The 19,146-nt window shown below is 42.7% G+C and carries 13 protein-coding genes; 7 read left to right on the top strand and 6 right to left on the bottom strand.

What is annotated here, in order from left to right:
* Positions 1-236 precede the first annotated feature (236 nt).
* The 3 genes from NT002_00955 to NT002_00945 all read left to right on the top strand — a co-directional run bounded on the left by NT002_00955 (position 237) and on the right by NT002_00945 (position 3,865).
* Positions 237-626 (top strand): hypothetical protein, encoded by a 390-nt coding sequence (locus tag NT002_00955; GenBank protein MCX6827842.1) that lies wholly within the window; start codon positions 237-239, stop codon positions 624-626.
* A gap of 313 nt (positions 627-939) precedes the next feature.
* Positions 940-1,743, top strand: a complete 804-nt coding sequence (locus NT002_00950) for a hypothetical protein (protein MCX6827841.1) — start codon at positions 940-942, stop codon at positions 1,741-1,743.
* Between the two features lie 520 nt (positions 1,744-2,263).
* Complete coding sequence (locus NT002_00945) at positions 2,264-3,865, top strand: hypothetical protein (GenBank protein MCX6827840.1); 1,602 nt, start codon at positions 2,264-2,266, stop codon at positions 3,863-3,865.
* Between the two features lie 1,042 nt (positions 3,866-4,907).
* On the opposite strand, the gene NT002_00940 is transcribed toward NT002_00945, so the two are convergent.
* The 6 genes from NT002_00940 to NT002_00915 all read right to left on the bottom strand — a co-directional run bounded on the left by NT002_00940 (position 4,908) and on the right by NT002_00915 (position 12,186).
* Entirely contained in the window at positions 4,908-6,782 is a 1,875-nt protein-coding gene (locus NT002_00940; GenBank protein ID MCX6827839.1) for a hypothetical protein, read from the bottom strand.
* Between the two features lies 1 nt (position 6,783).
* Entirely contained in the window at positions 6,784-7,590 is an 807-nt protein-coding gene (locus NT002_00935) for a hypothetical protein (protein MCX6827838.1), read from the bottom strand.
* Positions 7,587-8,906, bottom strand: coding sequence for a hypothetical protein (locus tag NT002_00930; protein ID MCX6827837.1), 1,320 nt, complete (start codon positions 8,904-8,906; stop codon positions 7,587-7,589). The genes NT002_00935 and NT002_00930 overlap by 4 nt, the downstream gene beginning before the upstream one ends.
* A gap of 44 nt (positions 8,907-8,950) precedes the next feature.
* Complete coding sequence (locus NT002_00925; protein ID MCX6827836.1) at positions 8,951-10,093, bottom strand: hypothetical protein; 1,143 nt, start codon at positions 10,091-10,093, stop codon at positions 8,951-8,953.
* A gap of 55 nt (positions 10,094-10,148) precedes the next feature.
* Complete coding sequence (locus tag NT002_00920; protein MCX6827835.1) at positions 10,149-10,823, bottom strand: hypothetical protein; 675 nt, start codon at positions 10,821-10,823, stop codon at positions 10,149-10,151.
* Between the two features lie 325 nt (positions 10,824-11,148).
* Complete coding sequence (locus NT002_00915) at positions 11,149-12,186, bottom strand: hypothetical protein (GenBank protein MCX6827834.1); 1,038 nt, start codon at positions 12,184-12,186, stop codon at positions 11,149-11,151.
* Positions 12,187-12,538: 352 nt separating this feature from the next.
* Here NT002_00915 and NT002_00910 point away from each other — a divergent pair, with 352 nt between their 5' ends.
* The 4 genes from NT002_00910 to NT002_00895 all read left to right on the top strand — a co-directional run bounded on the left by NT002_00910 (position 12,539) and on the right by NT002_00895 (position 19,088).
* Positions 12,539-12,964, top strand: coding sequence for a hypothetical protein (locus tag NT002_00910; GenBank protein ID MCX6827833.1), 426 nt, complete (start codon positions 12,539-12,541; stop codon positions 12,962-12,964).
* 90 nt (positions 12,965-13,054) lie between these two features.
* On the top strand, positions 13,055-14,116 hold the full coding sequence (locus NT002_00905; protein MCX6827832.1) for a hypothetical protein: 1,062 nt from the start codon (positions 13,055-13,057) through the stop codon (positions 14,114-14,116).
* 81 nt (positions 14,117-14,197) lie between these two features.
* Complete coding sequence (locus NT002_00900; protein MCX6827831.1) at positions 14,198-17,356, top strand: CHAT domain-containing protein; 3,159 nt, start codon at positions 14,198-14,200, stop codon at positions 17,354-17,356.
* A 124-nt stretch (positions 17,357-17,480) separates the two neighbouring features.
* A complete protein-coding gene (locus NT002_00895; protein ID MCX6827830.1) occupies positions 17,481-19,088 on the top strand; it encodes a tetratricopeptide repeat protein in 1,608 nt (535 codons plus the stop codon).
* Positions 19,089-19,146 lie beyond the last annotated feature (58 nt).

Raw genomic sequence — 19,146 nt, 5'->3', positions numbered from 1 at the left:
ATCAACCCGGTCTGATTATATATAATTCGAATTTTAAGGAATCGTGATTATTGAAGTGCTCTTTGGTGGAGGTCCGAATAACTGGATATATTAATTGCGTGCCGGCTTGCAGTTTCATATTCAGAAGATAACATTATCAGCGGTTTGCCAATGATAATTAAGTAATATTTCAAGATAGCATCTCACAAAAACAACTAATATAGGAATCATATAAGTCTGGCTAAGGGAGGAATAGTATGAGCAAGGTTACTGGAAAGACCGATGGCGTAGCAAAAGATGTTATGGATTATCTGAAAGCGGTTGCCGAATACTACGGCAAGGAGATAAAGATAAATAGCGGTAAACGAACTGACATGTATAGCGCAGAAGTAGTTTTTAATAATTGGACATCCAATGTTGATAGAGGACAGATTTATTTAACGGACACACTTTCGACGGCAAATAGAACGACGCTGAATAATTATTATAAGACGGCCGAGGAGGACTTAAGGGCCAAGGATCCAGATAAGAAGAAAGCGAAAGATGACTTTCTGAGTCTGGCTGCTTCGACTATAGGGAAAAATCGTTGCATTTTACGGGGCGTGCAGTTGATATTATCAAGTCTGATCTTTTGGATGATAAGATGAGGGCAGCAATTCGCCTGGCGATGAGTGAACTAACTGAGGGTCTTTGCTATCATTATCAAAGCGCATCGACAATTCCTGCAGTGACGGAGGAAAAGAAAAAGGAATGGAAGAAATAGTAGATTCACTTTCCCGGAGATTATGCAGTGAATATGGCAGAAGCATTGATGGTGAATAGTATTACTGAGAGTATTATGAATTACGAATAACAGAATTTCATTAATCAGCAGTGCAATATAGATTCAATAAATCAACCGATACGCCGCACTCTGTGATTCTGGAATCTTCACTAATTTCAGCATCCTGGCGACTTGGCGTGGCTCATATCGGAGCGCCGGCAGTCTTTGAAGTGCTTACAGCATTCGTTGGAAATGGTGCCGGCATAAATATAATAGGACATACTGAAGACGGCAAACAGCTTGGCAAAATCAAAGGTCAAATTTACAATAACAGATATGTCGGGGAGTTTGATATCCCTGATAATTTGACCCTTGACGATCATATTTACTTCGAGGTTAATATACCAGACAACGAGTTATCCGCAGAATCAGATCATATTGCCGTCAGACCACGGATAGAAGTCACAAACTTGAAGTGGAGCGCACAGGATGCACGACGTGGAGATGTTATTACTCTCTCGGCCAATGTCAGCGAAGTGGTTAACGATACTGAAGCCCAAATCGTTATTTATGAATATGACCGCAATAATATTCATGATAAGATAGCGACGCTCAATACACTTGTTGTTGAAGGCAAAATTGAGGTAGACTGGGAATATCAATATTATGAGGATACGGACGAAATACCTACAAACGATGAACTCCACAAATATGGCAGGAGTTACAATCCACCTGAATACTTCTTTATAATAGAAATCGCCACACAAAGATTCGGAGAAAAGCAGGAATCAGGCTTATTGAAATTTTGTGATTCTCTGCAAATCAGGGTCGTTGGATCTAACGGCCTGCCACTTTGCGACACTACTCTGTGTCTAATATTCCCCGACGGTAACAAAGGAGACTTTAAAACAGATAATTTTGGTTTTATCAGAATCGATAATGCTCCGCCAGGAAAATACGAATTGGAATCAGATGATTACCAGTTGACAATTGAGGTATAATGTGAATGAGTGGTACTGCATCATATAGCGCAAGCGCAAAATCCGGAACCGTGACTACCGTTAAAGCAGTGGAGTCCCATCTCGAAATTACCGACTTTTATTTTCGTGAATTTCCCAAAGGAAGTGAATCGGCCAAGGGCAATAAATATATCTCATTACAAAAGTGCCGACCCGATAAACCAATAGATAGAAAATTGCGAACCAAAGCAGTAATCACATGGGCCGCCGCAGGAGCTAAGAACAATGTTAATTACAAGATATATATTATTGGCGAGGACGGGAGAGATGTCCCGGTAAAGTACGATGATAATAATAATCTTCCCACTTTCAGTTTCTTTGGCGATGATGAATTTCACAATATGGATAATCCAGAGGGGTCTCAATATTGGGAATTATGGAATATATTATATAGCAAAGTCCATATAAATGCAAAATAATCATAAAATATAGAAATGAAGAACCTCAAGAATGGACTTCCGAGAATAGTATCAAAATAATTGGCGATCCCCCGCCTAAGGAATTGACGATTACGGATTTCTATTTTCGGGAGCTCTCTGGCGATATACCGACCGATAAGGAATCAGAAAGGCGGGCAAAATACATCAAAATGCCTGTATGTGATGACAGTGTTCCCATAGATAGAAGACTAAGAGAAAAAGCCCTAATTACCTGGGTTGCCGCCGGCACCAGAGACGATATTAAATATAAGATGTATATTATAGCTGAAGGTGAAAAAGATGTCTTGGTCAAGTATGATGATAAAAATAGTCTTCCTTCTTTCAGCTTTTTTAAAGATGATGAATTTCATCCGATGAATGACGCGGAAGGTCCTCACTATTGGGAGTTGTGGAAAGTATACTATAACAAAGAAAGAAAGTGCCAGAAATTAGACTTGTTACCTGCTGGAATATATAAATGCAAGATGATAACCCAACATAAGGACGAAAAGCCACAGGAATGGATCTCCAAGAATAATATCAAGATCATAGGCAATCCCTTCTGTGTAACAATTACATGCACTGCGATGGATAATAATGAATTGGCAAAGGAGGCTGAATCGGCATCAAAGTCAAAACCAGAAGATGTTCACTATCTGGATAACATTGGAAGACGAATTGCCAAAGACAGCAATCTCAAAGTATATAGAGGAGATTATGATTCAGATTCAGTACTGATCGGTAGATTCAAGGCATTAATGATGCCGACTCAATTGAATTATGTGGCGACTCCAAAAGGGAGGTATTTTGGTTACCGGGATCGCCATAAGAACGAGTATGCATGCATCGAATTAGAGAGCGAGCAAATTGATAGCGGCAATGGCACTATAATACTTCCCGAAGACTGTATAAACCCTGATACGGGAGGCCACTATAAAGATGACGTCCAAATTCATAAGAATCCAAATAAGAATCAGGATTTTGTTTCTGGTGGCTTATCCCAGGGGTGCATCGTGGTTCCTGAAGATATATATAGCAAAGACGATGACATCTTCAAGAACAGACAGAACAATCCGGATGGGAACCCGCCGCATTACAATTCAATATTGATGACAGCAATATTGGGTGGATATGACGAATATATAATCCCGAGATTCGATGATCATAAGCGGAAATTACAAATTCAAATAATATTAAATGAGCCCGTTCAAATAATATTAAATGAGCCCGATTCGAAAGTAAATAGCAGATACTTGATGATGCATTCTGATATCGTTCAGGATATTGTCGTAAAGAAGAATAGCGCGGGCCTTCCAGAAATTGTTTTCTATGCTCCCCAAGGAGTTTTTAGAGATTATTACGGTGGTCAGTATTTATATGATGTTCTTACTTGTGCTAAATTGAAATTGTTTATTGCAAAAGATGACGAAAAGGGCGGATATGCTCAAATCCGGCTATTATATATGGGAAAGCTTGTTCCTGGCAAGAGAGCCTATTCTTGGGATGGTTATGATAGTCCGCCTAAGACTAAGAACCGTAAGTTGCAGCAGGCGGGCAAATATTTTCTTGTTATGGAAAGTACATTTACGCCAAGTCCTCCGAACGGAAGTGCGCCGGAAGAAAGGACCATAGAAAGAAAGAATCCATGGGTCTTTGAAGAATTTGAAATTAAGGCTATTGCCTGACAACAGGTGGATGATTATCAAGGACTATCCCATCTCTAAGTCTCAACTACCATTCGAAAATGGGAAAGTCGGGATGGCTGTCTACTTTTCTTTATCGGATTTCCACTTCTGTAATTGCGAGTTTATGGAAATGGATGGACGCCTCGAATAGAGTATAAAAATCAAAGATAATAAATCTAGTTTAGAAACCAGTGCACAATGTCCGGGATGATCATCTTCGAACCTATGGCTCTTTGTCCATAAGCCGCGCATCGCGGAGCTCTGGTTCCCTTGTAACCGAGTGATGGAACATCATGACATAGCCAGGCCGCGGGAGAAAAATGCTCCAATTCTGTCACAAGGGCCTAGAAAGTATTTATTTGTCGCCGTAACTGATTGTAATTCCACGACTTAGATTCAATAGCGGTGCAGGGATTCGAACCCCGGATTCGTAAGGCACCATTTACGTAACCTATTAGTAATCAACGAATTCCGTCATAACTGCAAAAATGCCAATGAATTCGGTCTTTGATGTGTTTTGATCTCTTTTGATTTGTTTTGATATGTTTTGTATTGGAGTTGTCACAAAACGGGCACAAATCTCTTGGCGGCTTTCTTGATAAATATTGGATATAAATATCCGTATTGCCCGACAGTCGTCATTTCTACCATCAGAGTAATCCTTGCCATAGAGGTTTCCCGGGCAGAAAATAGCCCTTTTTAGCGCCTTTATTCGGCAATTCCTGCCTACTTTTCAAACTTAGCAAATTGACCCAGACCATCTCCCCTGTTGTTTACTTCAACTTGGTTTGTTCCCGGATTTCCTATACCACAGAAACCATATAATCCGGGCTTTGGCGCTGTTTGGCATTAATGGGTCACTCCTTTCGTCAAGTCAAATTTACTATGGCCGCATCTGAGCCAAAAGCCCTTTCTTGTCCAATTTCTGCTGAACCACAATAGGAAATAGAAGCTATCGGATCTAGGGCAAATTTCATTACCGCGATGGAGACTCTATTGAGGGAATGTCCCTCAATCAGATTATTATAAATAAGGCATTTGATCACCTCCCCATCTGTATCAAGTCGTATTGAATACTGGGTGAATTGAGTTCTTCCTTCAACTCATTCAATCTATCATATTTCCAACTCCATTTTTGGTAGTTAATCCGATTAACAATATAATTCCAAAGACCGTCAGCAGCTTTGTCCACAGCTTCATTCCACTCTTTCATTAAGTCCGGCGTATAGTAATTTCTTGAAGTCGGAGGATATCTATGAGTAATATCCGCGTCCCATCCATCAATCAGAGGCGGGGGGAAGTCCTGACCACTGATCTTCTCGACATATTGACTGCCTTCGTGGGAGTTTTCCAACCAACTCCTAAATCCCTCTTTATTGCCAAAGCTCATCTCTAACAGCCTTAGTCCTCCATCTTCAACAAACCCTTTTTCATAGACTTCTAATGCTTCTGCAGCTTTTCCTGCATGCCATAAGTCCATCATGACAGCGATTGGGGCACAGCCTATCTTGCTAACTCCGATGGACAATGCTACTTCAACAGCAGCTCTCCCTACCGCCCCATTCGCTGCCTTATACGCCATATCCATTGCAAATTGCTCTGCCGTTTCATTATCAATACTTGAACCACACACCAGAAGATCTTCATATTTCATCGACTGGGCCGCACATTCTGCCAAGGAATTATCGATAATCCTATTAAGAAGCCCGCCGTCCACACTCTTAATTTGATTTGCGTCCAGGGGGAATATCTCACGCTCCGGATTATCATATGAAGAGATTATGGACCCCGATGAAGGATCGACTACAAAATTTGATTTACCGGTTTCATTATCATTTAATTGTTTATTCAACATATCTGCAAACTGCTCCCGAGGGATATCATAATGATCATATATTGGTCCTTCATCGTTACCATTTTTAATTCGCAAATCTATAACGCCATCACTTTCAGTAATTTCTATTTGTGCTGGCAATGATGTTTTATTTTCCAATATTTTCGCGATTTCATTTCTAACTATCGGATTCACTTCATCTGGCTTATTTGCCGGTAATTCTGATCTATCATCAGCATATGAAGGCTCATCCATTGTGGTCTTTAATTTACTTTGTGCACCCGATTCAAACCAATCCACATTTTGTTGATTCTCAAATGGTATATATTTATCATTGGATAATTGCGATTCCGCACTTTGAGCATTATCAGTTTTGAATTGCTGGCTTCTCTCCTTTTGCCCATTATTTGCTGACTGCGCAGGATCGTCCAATAGAGATGATAGTTCAGGACCAGTATTCAGAAGTGAAATTGGGGGATTAGAAATATTACTTTGATCACCCCAAATGGGATCCGGCAGCGTCGCTTTGAAGGCGCCTTCGTCTGTTGGAAGCATCCATTCTGTCTGATTCACTGGCTGTAGATTTAGATTTTGATAAATGCTCGGGGAATTATTCCAAATGTCAGCTGAAGATTGTGATGTCGACGCATTTTCTTTGGCTGATGATTCATTATTAGGAAATTTAGCATTAACGGGTGTTTGATTAGCACTATAATCATCAAGAAATGATAAATCACTCTTGCAGTTAGTTGCTTCATCTGATTCCGGGATGTCGGAGCTTGCTAAATTACCATTATTATGTCCCGTTATTTCAGGTGTTCCGGGTTTGGGGAGATCATTCAGTCCATTCCCAGGCTGATTTGATTGTGTGCTCTGGTTATTGTCATCGGAAGTGCATAACCATTTTTCGCCACATGCAATATGCCCGCACTCGTTAAAAGACCTGCCATTAGGACATTTCCAATTTGGGTTAGGTATTTTGGCGGCATAAGCTAGGTTGCTCCTGTTTATGGGAAATGGGGATGCCATTATTAGGCCAACCAGTATAATAACGCAATTCTTAATAATCTTATATGTCAACATACTATTCCCCTTTCTCTGATTCAGTCGTGTCTCCCGGCTTTCTGATCACATTGGCAGTCTTAGGTGACGGGTTGTTGGGTAAGAAGAGCTTCTTTACATTGACATTATCCCATCGATGTCGCTGGGCATCAAATCGTCCCGGGGGAATGATAATCGAATTGCCCGAACCAATCTTGGATGGCAGATTTTGCATAAATTCATCCATGGCTTGAGAGCTTGATTGGATGCGCTGTTCCAGGCTTTGCTGTATTTCGATCCTTTGCCTTTCCAATTCTACCTGCCCCTTAATTGCCTCTGTCTGGCATTTTTGGTCATCCAATACGCTCTGGACTCTCTCCATTTCCAAACGATGCGCCTCATCAGCCTGCTTTTTCTTCTCCACTTTTTCACTTTCATCCTTCTGAACCGCAATTCTTTGCTTACATTGAATCTCCAGATCGGCAAGTGCTTGTTTGTAATCTCTTTCTATTTCAAGGCGTTTCAATCGGGCAATCTCGATGTAAGGATTATCTCTTTCATTGGCTTCATCTCGTAAGCGATCCCAGTCCGATTTATTGTCTATTATCCAATCTTGTGTTTCATCTACCAAATGCGGGTCTTCTTTGGGATTTGTGACACTATATTTTTTTATTGAATCCTCAATTTGTTTCATTTCGTTATTATACTTCGATTCAATTTTGATTTTTTCCTGTTGGCAGATGACTTCAATATCTCTTATTTCATTTTGTCCGACCGATGTCTCCCAGAATATCATTGAAAGCATGGCAATCAGCAGGAGCAATCCCAATCTGTCATATTTTGCATTCATTGGCCACCTCCATATACATTATCATCGCGAATTGGCGTTCTTCTTAGTAAGCACTTATCGCCCCTGGAAGGCGAGTGTTCTCCATTGAATGAGCATATGGACACTCTATCTCGGACATCAATAACTGTAAGTATCCCTCTCGAAGCATTTATGCTGCCGAGCGAGGCACCTGTTTCTGGGTCAATCAGGTCATCAGAGGATTTTTGGAGCTCCAATCTATCGCCGACATGCAATCCGACATCTTTGCCACCGCGGACAATTACTTTTTCATCAACTACGGTTATGACGACGCTGCTCCAAGGCACATTTTCATTATCAGCGACCATCTTCGATACCAATTTGTTAATAACGATGCCGAGCACTTCAGCCAATGGATTTTCATAATAAGAGCTGTTATTGAATTGGGCTCCGGAGCTGGCAATCCCATTCAGGGCATTTAGGGCTTGCAGATCAGTTGTAAATGATGAGAGACTCGAAACCAGACCGGCGGGGTTGAGGGAAAAGGCTGAGCCTTTGGAGCAAAAAGCAATGCTGTGTGTATAGGATTTGGTAATTGTTCCGGTAGATATTTCCTCAAGTGTCAGCTCCATCCGCAATGTGATCTCGCTTTTCTTTGATCCTATCTTTACACCTAAGGCTCCAAACCCGCTGCCTTTAGAGCTTTTTTGCCCGAAACTGAGAATATGTCCCTTAACGATATATTCAGCCGGTATTTGGCGGCCTACCTGGCTTGCCAATTCTGAATTGCTATATATGGACTGCTGATAATCGACCTCATTAAGAATCTCATCCCTAGAGCGAATATCTACGACCTCGTATCGATTAGTGGCCCGCAGGGCTGCCAGGAGTATTGATTCAGCCCCACTTTGAAAATCAACACTTGATTGGATTTTTCCGGCAGGAAGATCACCCATTCTCAATCTCCCGACAGCAACTCTAACCTTCAATCCGTCGTACTTGGGAAAGGCAATCACGGTAGGAATACCCAATACCTCAATCTTTTTCAGTCTATCCCCACTATTTTTGAGACGCACTTTCCATCCTAATTGAAGGTCCTGAACGGTGAAATTGTATCCTTCTTTTTCCACTTTGGTATTGTCATCATAGAAGTAAGTCCGACCGTTGACAACAATTGCATTTCCTCTGATTTTCTGAATAACGTCCTTACCAAATCTACTGAGGAAATTTTCTTCAAGATCGTTGATGTCGCAATATCCCTTAAAGGGAATGATTACGAATATCGCTGCGGTAATAATAAAGAATACCAGAGCGAGTATCTTTGTGTTCCTTAGTCTGCAGAAAGCAATCGGTTTCATGACGTTTTCCTTTCTTGTTATTGATTCACAATTATTTTTTAATATTACTTATCACGGCCATCTTTTCCTTGAGACAGCAATAATTCTCTTGCCTGTCGCATATTCTCCAATTTCATTATTATGAGGGAATCATTACCACTTGGCTGGCAAAGTTCTTCAAGCAGCTCTATATTGTGCTGTAGCCAGGCAAGGGAATCATCAAAGGACAGGACAGTCTTATACTGGTAATTTCTATTCATCCGGTCATTAAAGATATTGCCAGAATTGGTCATTGTATCATTGTTTACCACGGCTGATATGCGAGAATACTCCCTGCTTCTATTTTCCAGGGTCTCGTGAGATTCCCATTTTCTACGCGACGGATAGAATTGCTCAGGAGGGATGACCATCTGACCAGAGTTATCTTTGGAAATAGCTGCAAAATCCTCAATCTGTTTGAGTACACTATTGTCATTATTATTTTGCCCCGGGTCTTGAAGTCTGCTGCGATAATAATCTACCTGCTTCTCATGCAATTGCCGCTCTTCATCCCTCAGTATTTTTGCATTGTCGGCTATCTTTTTATCAATTTTCTTTTTCTCATCATCCCTTTGTTTTTTCTCTTCTTCCAGATTCTTTTGATATTGATCTTCTTCTACTCTAGCTTTTGAACAGGCCACACGATATTTAATTTCATCATCAGCTTTGAGTTGCTCAAAATCAAACTGCCAAGTTCTCCTCTCCATGTTATATCTATCAGCAGCACGCTGGGGACATCCATCATCGCCTTCGGCGCAGTTATTACAAGTGAAACTGTAGGCTTCCCAAGCTATCTTGAGACGATCATTCAAGGCCTTGGCCAACCCTTGTTGGTTATGTTTATGAATTTCATCGAGATATTGCTGTTTCAGCGTCGGGTCATAGGTTAGGAAATTATACACAAATTCATCTATGGGCGGCTCCTTCGAAGCGACATCAATTGGCGGCTGATTACTATTCTGATTCGCGGGCGAGAAAATCAGGTCTTCTGTGGGCTTTATCGTAACTACTTTATACTCAACATCCGATTCTTGTGCATATGGACTTGGTTCTGGCGACAGACCTATGAAGAAAGCCATAATGAGTACAGCCGCCCATTTTATTTCGAAGCCAAGAAATCTTTGCAACATCCTTTGATGTGCTTCTGAGTTACTGTCATTGATATACATTTCGTCCTCCTGGTCACATTGAAAAATTCATTTGCCATCGTTTTCATTAGCTTCTTTAAAATGTCAGTCCAGCTACCAGTGAAATTGGCTGGCGTTCAAGGTCATCTCTGTCTGATATGACCAAATTGTAAGAAATATCAAACGTTAAGAAGCGGATCTTGATCCCTGCGCTGACAACAAAAGAAATAGAACTATATGGCACATAGTCCTCATTTACATAAGAATATTGATCGTCATAGTTCCATTTCTCCGACGCAACGGTCTTTTCCCCACTTGAATATCCAATGTCAAAATTGACCGTTGGCGTAATTGAGCAGTCAAATAATGCTATATGAGTATTCAAAAGGAACGTCAATGCTATATTTTCGCCGGAATTGAGGATTCCAGCCCCTAGACCCATGGCGAAATTATCGCCAAATTTTAAGCCATGAACTGTCGATAACTCCTGATTCGAACTGGGGAGAAAATTGAACCTATTAAGATTATAATAGCGAACGCCAGCGCCATTATGTTCTTCTCCCATACGTGTGACCATTTCAATATCATTCTCATCGATCTGAACAGTTTCTCCCTCTTCTGTTAAAATGCTTACAGAATCGCCAGAGTTATTGTTTACTAATTGTCCGGATAATGTGCTTCCATCTTTCAGGTATATGACATATCCAGCTTCGGAGAAGGCGCTCGGGAACATCCCCAGGGCGACAACCAGAATGAGACCAAGTAACTTCATTTTAGGACTCCTTTTTGTTGATTGTTTCGTTACATCATTAATAATGTCTGGAATGGAGTCTTTTCGGAGCGGCTGGGCACTGAATATTCTAAAATAATGCTGAATGTCATATGCGAGATCATATTGGTACGTTTAACAATAATTGCCAGAAAATCACTATTAATGATAGAGTGCTTGAAAGCAGAATATTGTGAGTATCAGCAAACTCAACAGGAAATGATTACGATATCTTGGAAATGGCAGGCTTTATGCGGGCATAGCCCCTTTGCAGTTGCTCAGTGCAAACCTGTCATTATGGCTATAGATATTCATGTTATTAATTAATCTATTCTCGGGCGAGAGTTATATCCCATTGTTTTCCACCAGGGGTGTCAATTATTTTGTAATGTACCCCTGGAGTGACTTGATATTGGTCCCAACGGCAATTTGTTCCAATGCATTCCCATAAATAAAGAGCGGCACTGCTTTGCAATGAGAATACTTTTGTCTCACTTTGGTTAATATTGTAATTTGCATTCTGAAAATTAAAAGTAATTCCATATGGATAGGAAGAAGCATCTCGGATCCAAAAGCGATAATTGAGCATATTGCAAGGTTTGTAATAGGCATCTCCGGTATAAAGGCTCTGTATCGTCAATATGTCACCATTCGAAAGAGTGGAATACTTGTTCGAATAATACATTACATCGTCAGGGTTTAGACTATGACCACCTTGGCTATTCCAGGAAGTAATGCCAAAAGCATGCCCAAATTCATGTGCCATGGCATTCATATAATCATCCTGGGTCATTGTCCGATATACTCCATTAATATCTTTGGCTCCTGTTGCAATAACAATATCAATTCTTGCAAAGGTCTTTGCCGTTGAGTTATATTCCGAAACCCTGGCTGTGCCTCCATAAGACATTTGGTCTTGATATGTTATATCTATTCGAGGTTTAGTGGAGGTCATGAGATCTCCTTCAGATTCAAAAAGCGTGATAGATTGCCAGGCCAGCCCAGTTGCTTCAATGGCTGCACGCCAAATATCACGGCCGTTGATTACAGCAGCTTTTGCGGCCGAGGCATTGAAATTTGAGGGCACGTGAGCTGCGGCATCATGAACATTAATATAGACTTTGCAACCTCCATTGGAACCTGAACCTTTCCACGTATGGAATATCCATCGTTTTAGACCGCTGTCCCATGTGATTGCCTGTTCAAGGTAGTTTGGAGTGCAAATGTTGCGCTTCTCTTCTTGGGGCTTGGTCGGCACCTTCTCACAGCCAGTTGAAACCCACCAGCCGGCAAGAATCAGAACCAAAATCAGCGAGATAAACTGATTCAATAATCCTTTTTCACTCGATTTGAACAATGCCATCATATTCTTCTCCTTTTCTATGATTCACTTTATGAAATGCGGAAAGCCCCCGAATTTCGGAGTGACATAATGAAAATTATTGACTTTCCGAACGTAATTGATTGTATTTCTATTGATATAACTCAACGATTTGCCGGACAGTGTATAGATGAGAGCTGATTATAGCCAGAGTTGGCCATCATTCTTGGATTTGCTGGATGCGGATCCAGATAAGGCTTTCAAGGAATTCTATCAATTTGCCATTGGATTCATCCGAGCAATGCCGCCCCGGCCGATGCGTTGCCTATCAAGAGAAGATCAAGGCGAAATTCTTAATGAAATAATTTATCACTGTGTCAAGAATGACTTTCATGTTTTGCGTCAGTATATTAACCGGGGCCAGCCTTTTGCCGGATGGCTTTATTTGGTGGCCTATAACAGGACTCTGGAATTAGCCCGGGCAAAGAAAAGAGAGCCACAATTCGTTTCTATCCATAGTGATGAGAGCGGCAAAGGTCTGGAGCATATTTTTCAAGATAATACTGAGGATCTGCTCAACCTGACGGCGTGGAAACAGGTTGCCGGCAAAGTCTATGAAATAATCAAGCAATTGAGCCAAAAATGTCGGCTCCTTCTAGAGATGGCCGCCGATGAATATAGCCCCCAGGAAATGGTTGATACTCTTAAACTTCCGTCAGATTATAATAAGAAAGTGTCAGACGATTTGAGAGAATGCCGACGACAGCTGAGGAAAAGATTATCTGAGTCGGGAATCGATATGGCAGCACTATTCGAATCATAATTAAATTTCGGATTGCGCACCCCGAAATTGACAGGAATCAGCATTATATATTTTGACTAACCTCAGTGAAACTGGATGGTCGGAGACGTTATGAGCGATAATGGCAAAAATGAGGACCTGGAAAAGGATATAAAACTGGATAGGCTGATCAAACAAGCGCGAGCCTCTTCGACCGAAAAATTCATTCGCCCTGATGACGCAACTATAAATGCCTATCTTTTTGGAAAGGCCAGCGAAAAAGAGGAAGCGATCATATATAAAGCAATGATATTATCCGCTGATTTCCGTGACCAAATGCGGGACATGATAAAGGATCTCAATAATATCTTGACCGCTTCTGAAGGCATATCAGCTTTGCCAGATGCTGAGACTCCAATTCCGGACCGACAGGTATTTCTGAGAAGAATGGAAAAAATGGGAATTGAGGATAGCTTATATAAGCGACCGCTTAATGTGGCCAAGAAATCATCCTTGCTCACCACGCGGTGGCAAAAGCTTCAGGATTTCATGACCCCGGCGAAATTGATTCCTGCAGCAGCTGTGGCAGGAGCTTTCGTCATAATGATCGTCGCTTTCAGAATGTATGGACTAATCCCAGGACTCGAACCCGAAAGACCGGTTACTGAAGGAATGGCCGGGTCCAAACCTGTGCTCGCTTCGATAGAAATCGTCGAAAATCATGTTGACCCGGGATTGCTGCGCCAGGTGCGCACCCGAGCGATGGATAGCAAACAACCATCCATCAATAGAAAATTCGAGGACTCCCTGGCCCTTGCTAGCCTATCAGAATATCTTGTTTTCGATGAGGAAACCTATCTATTCCATACTGTTCAGAATCCCGGCCAGCCGGGACCTCGACCGCAGGATTCGGTCACGATTATAGTGATGCAATTAGTGGATTCCACAATGTCAACCATAGGTGAGTTCACAGCATCTATCCCGAAATCAGCAGATAGTTCCGGAAGGCGGGTTTCTGCGTGGTTATTGGGTTTGCCGGGAGGCCCGAATTACAAATTGATGCGGGCAGAAATCATCTCTGACACCGTCCGGGCAATCTGGACGCCGGAATTGGGCAAAGAAGGAGCGGTAGTATTCATATACAGAGATGGAAATCAGTATCAGGCCGTTCCAGGATTCACATTTCAGATTTAGTTCATTGAGTGACCAACAAATGAACATCAACTCCATATCTTTCACCAGAACCAATAATGAGATAGGAGAATTAAGGTGTCTATGAGGATTTTTTCGATTTTGGGATTTGTTCTGCTCCTCTCCTTGAGAGTCGGCGCGGCCGAGAGCTGGCAGGATCTGTTAAATCGGGCAGATTCGCTATCAAAAGCACAATATCAAGACTCAGCCATCTTCATTGGTAGGCTTGCACTCGAAAAGACGCGGGAAGAATTTGGCGGAAATGATACTGCTACGGCCAGAGTATTATTCCTGCTCGGGATCTACCATTATCACAAGGCTGCCTACGGTCAAGCTGACACGTTATTGCGTCAGGCCATAACAATTCGGGAGAAGGTTCTTGGTCCAAATGATCCTGACGTGGCGAAAGGTTTGAACAATCTCGCCTTGGTTTATTGTGGCCAAGGACGCTATGTCGATGCGGAGCCTTTATACAAGAGAGTACTGGCGATTTTTGAAAGTGCTTTTGGTATAGATAATCCATATGTAGCGTTTTGCGTGAACAATCTCGCCTTTGTCTATTATCTCCAAGGACGCTATGCCAATGCCGAACCTCTATACAAAAGAGGACTGGCGGTTCTAGAAAAAGCTCTTGGCTCGGATAATTTGGCTGTAGTGCAAAGTGTGAAAGGTCTTGCGGATATCTATCTTGCCCAGGCACGCAATGCTGAGGCCGAGCAGCTATATAAACGTGCGCTGGCAATTAAGGAAAAAGCTCTTTCTCCGGATCATCCGGATGTAGCGATGGGCCTGAATGATCTTGCAAATGTCTATCTTGCCCAGGCACTATATGCTGAGGCCGAGCCGCTCTATAAGCGCGCGCTGGCGATTCTTGAAAAGACGACTGGTTCCGATCATCCACGTGTGGCAGCGGTTTTGGGCAATCTCGCTGTGGCTTATCGCTACCAGGGACGTGACGCCGACGCTGAGCCGCTATACAAGAGAGCCCTGGCGATTAGGGAAAAAGCTCTTGGTGCGGATAATCCAGATGTATCGGCAAGTTTGAATAATCTTGCTAATCTCTATAGTGACCAGGCAAAATATGCTGAGGCCGATCAGCTTTATAAACGTGCTCTGGCGATTAAAGAAAAAGCTCTTGGTCCGGACCATCCGGACGTAGCGCTAGGCTTGCACAATCTTGCATGTAATTATTATGACCAGGGGCGCTATGCCGACGCGGAGCCGCTTTACAGAAGAGCGCTTGCGATTGATGAAAAAGTCCTTGGTCCAGAGCACCCGAATGTGGCAAGATGCCTGCTCAATCTCGCCCTGGTTTATCATGCCCAGGGACGTGACGCCGACGCGGAGCCGCTTTACAAAAGAGTGTTGGCAATTGATGAAAAAGTTCTTGGTCCGGATCATCCACGCGTAGCGGACACTCGGGGATCATACTCTGCCTATTATCGCGCCACTCAACAATTGGATTCGGGAATTGCGGAAGCGGCAAAGGCTTTCAACATTCGATTCAGGAATTTCCGTAACAACGCCCGTGTACTTTCTGAAAAGGATGCACTTACGTACGCTCAGGCCGTTAAAAAAGCCTTCAATAGTTACCTCTCCTGTATTTATGACCTTGGCAAGGCCGACTATGGTCAGCTGAATGAGGAGAATGCTGTTGTTCTCTCATCTAAGGGAATAGTCTTTGAGGGAGTGATGCAGCGACAGCAAGCGTTGGCAACTGAGAAGGATTCAATAACACAGATGCTAGCGCAGTCACTTCGAACTGCAAAATTGCAAATCTCCAAGCTATATAGCGCTGACCCCGGCGATGATACCACGGGCGCCTACAAAATAAAACTTGATTCCCTTTCTAGGGCTGCAAACGATTTCGAGGCTGAATTATCACGGCGCAGTATGAGTTTTCGGAGAAGGCAAGAGATTAATAATATCTCGGCGGCGAAAATTGACTCATTATTACCGGCCAATACGGCGTTTATCGAATATCTTAAATGGGATTATCGCCAAATAAAGCCCGATTCCGTTATTCCGAAATACCTAGCGCTAATTATTAACAAGGGCGGAAAGACGGAGATTGTGCAGCTTGGAGACGCCTCAGATATCGATCCATTGGTTGATCGCTACTTAAAGCACATGCAGAGCGAAGCCTCCGCCGGGCAGTTGCCAAACAAATCCGATATGGTTGAATATCAACCGATCAATCAAGCCCTTTATGAAAGGATCTGGAAGCCGTTGGAAAGGCATTTTAAGAAGGAGCAGACAATATTTGTCGGGCTCGATGGCTCTTTAAACCTTGTATCGCTGGCTGGCCTGATGGATGAAAAGGGAATTTACCTGGTTGAGAAATATCTTATCCATCACCTTTCTTCAGGCAGGGACCTAATTAGACTACAGGAGGCACCTGCTCAAGTAACAACAGGGCTCTTTGCACTGGGAGATCCCGATTACGACGCAACTCCGTCGATCCACCGGGTCTCAGAGGCGCTCGCGCAAGAAGTCGATAGTATCGCAGGCTATTCCGAGTATGCGACGCACAATGTACGATCCGGATGCGGGGATTTGAAGAATCTCCATGTTGCGTCGTTACCAGGAACAAAAAGCGAGATTAACCAAATCGTGTCCAGATGGCGGTCTGCTTGGGCAGAAACAACCGCCGTGTTCTTCGACTCTCAGGCCAGCGAGGATAATTTCAGGAAGGAGGCGTCGGGGAAGAGGGTGATTCACCTGGCCACTCACGGTTATTTTCTTGAGGGGCGGTGTCGACCTTCAATACCATCAACTCGGGCAGGCAACGAGGAGACTTGGGTGGGTGAAAATCCCCTGTTGCAATCCGGCCTTCTTCTGGCGGGTGCCAACCGGCATGGCGATGACGCGGATAGTTTAGGCGTAGACGATGGCATATTGTCAGCCTATGAAGTATCTTCTCTAGATCTGAAAGGAACGCAACTGGTCGTTCTTTCCGCATGCGAGACTGGTCTTGGTGAGGTTAAGCAGGGTGAAGGAGTATTCGGACTACGGCGAGCTTTTCAGATGGCGGGAGCGCGCACCGTGGTCAGTTCTCTATGGCAGGTTGACGACAAAACTACTGCTGAGATGATGAGTCGGCTATATATGAGGTCAGACAAATCGATCCCCGAGAGACTGCGTGAACTACAACTCGAGCAAATCAAGAAACTTCGAGCCGGCGGATTCTCGGATCATCCATATTCCTGGGCTGCCTTTATCGCGCAGGGGGATTGGCGATAATGACAAGTATAGGCACTCGAATAGATTTAGTTCATTTTCTTAATGAGATAGGAGGAAGAAGGTGTCTATAAGGCCTATTTCAATTCTGGGGTTCGTTTTGCTCCTCTCTTTGAGAGCAGGTGCAATGGAAAGCTGGCAGGATCTATTGAATAGAGCAGACTCATTGTGCGACATATATGAATATGATTCAGCGCTCTCTCTATGCAGAATCGCGATAAAAGAAGTGCACAATGAGCTTTCCCGGGAAGATACCGTCGCGGCGGCCATAATGGACCGTCTTGCTTCTTCCTTTATGAGAGTTGCGGGCAATTCTGCAGGTCAGATTGCTGATACTTTAATCAGAAAGGAATTGGCAATCTGGGAAAAGACCTTGGGACCCGATCACCCAAAGATCGCCGATATTTTGATGAAATTAGGCATTAATACTGGGAGTATAGGGAGTCTTTCAGAAACTGAAGAGGTCTATAAAAGAGCGATAATGATTAGAGAGAAGACTCTAGGGCCAGAACATATTGATGTTGGGCGCGCTCTTATCAACTTGGCAGGCGTTTATAGTTTTTATACTCGATATGCTGAAAGCGAATCGCTATATATAAAGGGGATTGAAATAGAAAAAAAGGCACTGGGATTAAGTGATCTGGAAGTCTTATGGTCTATGCTTTATCTTGGTAAATTATACTTGCGGCAATCATTCTATGAAAAGGCCAAGATGCAAGTAGAAAAAGTATTAGGGGCAATAAGATATAATCCCGAATCAGTGGCTTCATTGGACAGAAAAGAAATATATTTAGTAAGCATAGTGCTCAACATACTTGCGGCTGCTTATTTTGTCGAAGAAAGATATTTAGATGCAATTTCGTATGAAAAACAATCTCTTGCCATAAGTGAATTAATTTCTGGCCCGATGAGTCTCTCGGCTGCGAGAAGTCTGGCAAACCTTGGTTCTCTTTATACAATGCAAGGCAATTATACTGCAGCAGAATCTCTATTACTTAGGGCGCTGGAAATAGAAAATAAAACGTTGGGTTCAACAACCACTGATCAGTCAGCATATATATATCGGTATTTGGCAGACTTGTATCGAGGACAGCGGAGATTTCAAGAAGCGGAAGCGTATTACAGACTTGCTTTGTCAATTACAGAAAGCTCCGCGGGTCCTGACCATCCGGAAATTGCCAATGATCTTAACGGCCTTTTTAATTTATACTGTGATCAGGATAAGCTTAGCGATGCAGAGCAATTGCTTTTAAGGATGATAAGGATAGATGAAGGAGCATTTGGGAAAGATGGCAGGAGTTACATACTTGATTGCCTAAAATTGGCCCGCCTGAAACAAGACCAGGCAAAGTATGCGGAAGCAGATTCTATTTATCAAGATATAGTAGGAGGTCTACAGGATACGCTTGGGGCTAAGAGCCTAAATACGGCTTCTTGTTACTATGGCATAGCGGAGCTTCGTTATGCCGAGAATAGATTGGCTGAAGCGGAGAACATGTTTAATAGGGCTTTAGCGATCTTGGAGAATAATTCTTATGCTAATCCATATGTGTTAGGGTCGTGTTTATTGGGCCGAGCCAGATTGTATAATGCACTCGGCAACAAATCGGCTTCTCTTAGGGATGCCTACAAAGCGTATTTAATTCGGAGAGATTCGGTAATGTCAATATTAGTGTGGAAATTGGTATATCCTTTTTTTCATTTATTTAGGCTGCTTTTTGTATCATGTTTTTGATGGTTTTTATTATTTCATTGTTTCTGTGCCATTTATGATTGAAATAGTTGAATAAAGC

Source organism: Candidatus Zixiibacteriota bacterium (assembly GCA_026397505.1).
Taxonomy (GTDB): domain Bacteria; phylum Zixibacteria; class MSB-5A5; order GN15; family PGXB01; genus JAPLUR01.
This window is presented reverse-complemented; position numbering and strand designations above follow the sequence as displayed.

Bases quoted from the DNA above. Each gene is read 5' to 3' on its own strand.
- NT002_00915 (MCX6827834.1), bottom strand. From the start codon at position 12,186: ATGATGGCATTGTTCAAATCGAGTGAAAAAGGATTATTGAATCAGTTT.
- NT002_00900 (MCX6827831.1), top strand. From the start codon at position 14,198: ATGAGGATTTTTTCGATTTTGGGATTTGTTCTGCTCCTCTCCTTGAGA.
- NT002_00940 (MCX6827839.1), bottom strand. From the start codon at position 6,782: ATGTTGACATATAAGATTATTAAGAATTGCGTTATTATACTGGTTGGC.
- NT002_00905 (MCX6827832.1), top strand. From the start codon at position 13,055: ATGAGCGATAATGGCAAAAATGAGGACCTGGAAAAGGATATAAAACTG.
- NT002_00930 (MCX6827837.1), bottom strand. From the start codon at position 8,906: ATGAAACCGATTGCTTTCTGCAGACTAAGGAACACAAAGATACTCGCT.
- NT002_00925 (MCX6827836.1), bottom strand. From the start codon at position 10,093: ATGTATATCAATGACAGTAACTCAGAAGCACATCAAAGGATGTTGCAA.
- NT002_00955 (MCX6827842.1), top strand. From the start codon at position 237: ATGAGCAAGGTTACTGGAAAGACCGATGGCGTAGCAAAAGATGTTATG.
- NT002_00895 (MCX6827830.1), top strand. From the start codon at position 17,481: ATGGAAAGCTGGCAGGATCTATTGAATAGAGCAGACTCATTGTGCGAC.
- NT002_00920 (MCX6827835.1), bottom strand. From the start codon at position 10,823: ATGAAGTTACTTGGTCTCATTCTGGTTGTCGCCCTGGGGATGTTCCCG.
- NT002_00935 (MCX6827838.1), bottom strand. From the start codon at position 7,590: ATGAATGCAAAATATGACAGATTGGGATTGCTCCTGCTGATTGCCATG.